This window comes from Intestinibacter sp., from assembly GCF_022780145.1.
Taxonomy (GTDB): domain Bacteria; phylum Bacillota; class Clostridia; order Peptostreptococcales; family Peptostreptococcaceae; genus Intestinibacter.
In genome coordinates this window covers 1-4,116 of record NZ_JALEXO010000086.1, presented here as the reverse complement: position 1 = coordinate 4,116, position 4,116 = coordinate 1, and the positions used below count along the sequence as shown (strand labels likewise).

At 31.2% G+C, this 4,116-nt stretch carries 5 protein-coding genes; all 5 read right to left on the bottom strand.

Annotated features, from left to right (window positions below; translation table 11 throughout):
* A partial coding sequence (locus MR593_RS03170) for an ABC transporter ATP-binding protein (protein ID WP_290686849.1) occupies positions 1 to 375 on the bottom strand: 375 nt, incomplete at its 3' end.
* A 1-nt stretch (position 376) separates the two neighbouring features.
* The gene (locus MR593_RS03165) at positions 377 to 1,384 is read right to left on the bottom strand and encodes a FecCD family ABC transporter permease (protein WP_331474728.1); all 1,008 of its coding nucleotides are present in this window, start codon (positions 1,382 to 1,384) and stop codon (positions 377 to 379) included.
* Between the two features lie 17 nt (positions 1,385 to 1,401).
* Positions 1,402 to 2,118 carry an enolase N-terminal-like fold-containing protein gene (locus MR593_RS03160; RefSeq protein WP_290686847.1) on the bottom strand — a complete coding sequence of 239 codons (717 nt, stop codon included), beginning with the start codon at positions 2,116 to 2,118 and terminating at the stop codon, positions 1,402 to 1,404.
* 367 nt (positions 2,119 to 2,485) lie between these two features.
* Positions 2,486 to 3,631, bottom strand: a complete 1,146-nt coding sequence (locus tag MR593_RS03155; protein ID WP_331474727.1) for an iron-containing alcohol dehydrogenase — start codon at positions 3,629 to 3,631, stop codon at positions 2,486 to 2,488.
* A 276-nt stretch (positions 3,632 to 3,907) separates the two neighbouring features.
* Positions 3,908 to 4,116: hypothetical protein (locus MR593_RS03150; protein WP_290686845.1), on the bottom strand; the 209-nt coding region annotated here is incomplete at its 5' end.

The window sequence follows — 4,116 nt, the reverse complement described above, 5'->3', positions numbered from 1 at the left end:
CTTTTCTAAGCATTTATCAACTATCTCTAGCTGTCTTTTGCTAGGCTTTGACATCATGGAAAACTGCGATGTAGTACCCATCAAAATCATCTCAGCTACAGAATAATTAAAAACTGGGTTATGTGATTGTGGTACATAAGCTATTTTTTTAGCTAGCTGTTGGATTTTATAGCCTTTTAAGTTTTTTCCATCTAATAGTATTTCTCCATCGTATCCTTTTAGTAAATGAAGTATACATTTAAACATAGTACTCTTTCCTGCACCATTAGGTCCTAATATGCAAAGCAAAGTATTTTCTTCGACTTCAAATGAAATATCATTTAGCACTTTATGGTGCCCATATCCATAATTGAGGTTTTTAACTTCTAGAATCACTTTATTGCTCCTTTCTAGTTATAAGGTAAATAAAAAATGGTGCCCCTACAAAGGCCGTCAAAATACCAATTGGCACTTCGCTAGTCCATAGATTTCTCGATATATTATCTACAAGTAGTAAAAACGTCGCTCCAAACAACATAGATGTCGGTAGTAGATATACAAAATTATTTCCAACTAATTTTCTAGATAGATGAGGTATTACAAGCCCAACCCATCCGATCATACCACTTACAGATACACTAGATGCAGTAATAAGTGTCGCGGCGATTATAGATACAAATCTTATAAGCTTTGTGTTTACACCCATAGTCTTAGCTTCATCCTCGCCTATAGTCAGCATATTTATCTGCCAGCTGAGTAAAACGAGAGGTACAATTCCCACTATCATAGGTAAAATTACAAATTTTACATCAGCCATCTTAGTTCCTGACAGACTTCCCATAAGCCAATAAGTTATAGCTGGCAACTGCTCATTTGGATCTGCAACAAGCTTTATAAACGATGTCGCAGCTGAAAATAAAGAGCTGACCATAATACCTGCTAGTATAAGTCCCAAGACCTTATTTCCTTTAGCTCTCTTGCTTATAAAATAAACAAGTCCTACAGTTATCAAACTGAATATAAATGCGCTTATTGTTATTTCTCTACCACTTCTATAAAATAAAATCGCAATAGCCGCCCCAAATGCTGCTCCATTAGAAGCCCCCAAAATATCAGGTGCCGCCATAGGATTTAAGAATATACTTTGATAAGCCGCCCCTGCTGCCGATAGACAACATCCTACTAAGCAAGCAAGTATTATTCTAGGCAATCTTACATTAAAAAATATAATCTCCATTTTTTCAGTCCAAAACGGCTCTATATTCGAAATTTTAGAAAAAATTATTCCGACAACTTGATTTGGCTCTATAGGGTATTTACCAAGGCCAAACGAAAAAATTATCGTTATTATCATAAGTACAAATAATCCAATTATTATAAATTTATTCTTTCTACTTTTTGGCAATTTTTAACACTCCTTTTTTATATTATTTTGAACATGCTTCCTGTCTTTTTTATATCTTGATAAGGAGCGCTTATTTTAACTAACTCAAAACATTTATCGATGTCGTCTATTATAAATCCTCCTATTTCGTCTATCCCTACTTTTTTAAAATCCAAGGATAGCGGTGTAGATATATCACAGAGTACGCTTTTTTTACCTTTTGAATCACCTGCGATTTTCATTATATGCTTGTTTATTATCAAATTACCTCCTAGATAAATAGAGTCGTATTCATCTACTAAGTATTCAAATGCTGTTATAATATAATCTCCATCCTCCATCTTTCTATTAAAAAAATCGGCATCATACGACTTTTGAACATTTTCTTTATTTTCCAAAACTGCATCTACTACTGCGACTCTGTCGCCTTGATCTATTGTAGATACAAATGGATGTTTTATTTTTTCTAGTAGCAAATTTTCTCGAGGTTGCTTGCTATTATAAAATGCATTGATAGCAGCTAGTCCCAAGCTGGCTTCTACAAAGTTCCACGACTTTATCGATTTAGCTAAATCCTTTAATTTCATATTCGGTTTTATTTTATTTTCAAATGGAAATCTCTTGTCGTTTAATACTCGACTAATTCCAGCCCCGCAATCAGAAATCACCATGGCAAATTCTGTACCAATAACTAAATCTTCTATTTTTATATCTTCTTGTATATTTTTGATTAAGTTATCATATAATTCCCACAATTTTCGTCCCCCCTCTCGCTTTTTATATGTATTTTTATATATTGTTTTATATATTTTTATTATATTTAATTTAAAATAATTTATTTTTTATCATGTTTTATTATGTTTAGATATTTTGATTGTATCTCAAAATAATTCAAAAGTAAGTTGTTTTAACAACTGACTTTTTTATTGTTTTGTGCATTAAAAACAGTTTATGACATATTTTTAAATTTTTTGTCAATTCGCAAAAATTTTACTTAAATTTAAAAAGGGAGTACTATAAAATAGAATAAAATCCATTTTATAGTACTCCCTTACTTTATAATTTATAGAAAATTATATTCGTTTGAAATTACAAATAAATATAATTTATATTCTGTATGTATTAGAATACTTTGTTTAATATTTCAATTATTTCTTCTTTAGTAGCTTGTCTTGGATTAGTAGCACAACAAGCATCTTTTAAAGCATTGACAGCTAATATATCGAAATCTTCTTTTTTAGCACCTAATTGTTCAAATCCAGAAGGTATTTCTACATCGGCAGATAATTTTCTTATCGCAGTTATAGCTGCAGCAGCACCTTCTTCATCAGTCATGTTACTTATATCTACTCCCATAAATTCAGCGACATCTTTTAATCTATCTGGACAAACCTTAGCATTGTATTCTTGAACAGCTGGAAGTAATATAGCATTGCATACACCATGTGGTAGGTTATAGAATCCACCGAATTGGTGGGCTATAGCATGTACATAACCTAATGAAGCATTGTTAAATGCCATACCAGCTAAGAATTCAGCATATGCCATTTTGTCTCTAGCTACCATATCATTTCCGTCTTTAACAGCATCTCTTAGATATCCTTGGATTAGTTTTATAGCTTTTTCAGCACAAGCATCTGTTATTGGAGTAGCTATAGTAGAAACATAAGCCTCAACAGCATGAGTTAAAGCATCCATACCAGTTGCAGCAGTCAATGCTTTAGGCATACTCACCATTAAATTAGGATCGTTTACAGCTAGTGTTGGGTTAACATGTTCATCACATATTGCCATTTTTACATGTCTTTCTTCATCAGTTATTACACAGAATATAGTCATTTCAGAAGCAGTACCAGCAGTAGTATTTATAGCTATTAATGGAAGCTGAGGTTTTTTAGATTTATTGACTCCTTCGTAATCTTTCATATTGCCGCCATTAGTAGCAACTAAAGCAATCCCCTTTGCACAATCATGAGGTGAACCTCCACCAAATGACATAACAAAATCACAGTTTTCAGCTTTTAAAACTTCTACACCTTCCATAACTGAAGTTACAGTTGGATTTGGAACTGATCCAGGATAAAGGACATACTCTATGCCATTAGCATCTAAGTTATCTAATATTTCTTTTAATTCTGCACTTTTAGCAGATCTTTTACCACAAACTACTAAAGCTTTTTTAAATCCTCTTGCTTTGATTTCAGCTGGAATACTACCAGCACATCCAGGTCCCATTAAACTAACATTTGGCATATAAAATTTGTACATTCTAATTTTCCCCCTTAGTTTTATATTTGTAGCAATACACAATTGTGTATATATCACATACATAAATCTATTGAAATATAAATATAAAAATTACAATGTCCCAAAAGTATAACGTTTTCTACATATCTACAAAATATATTATTTATTATTACTATACCAGCGAATATATGTGGGGTCATTTCTAAATGAATAATTAATAAAATTGAACTTGAATAATTATTCAAGATGATTCTGTCACATATACTTTCACAAATAATGTATGAAATATTTTCATAATCATACTTTTTTAGTTAAAATTTCCTCTAAATTACTATCTTCTAATTCAATATTTTCAAATGAAGATGTTAAAACATCGTCAATATCAATAGATCCATTTAAAATATTTTCAACAATGAAATTTACTTGATTTAAATTAGAATTCCATCGAATACACTGTTCTTTAGCAAAATTTCTTAATTCAGGATCATATAAAGAGATATTATGTT

What these genes read in the sequence shown, in the direction of transcription:
- MR593_RS03155 (WP_331474727.1), bottom strand. Translation starts at nt 3,631, where the DNA reads ATGTACAAATTTTATATGCCAAATGTTAGTTTAATGGGACCTGGATGT.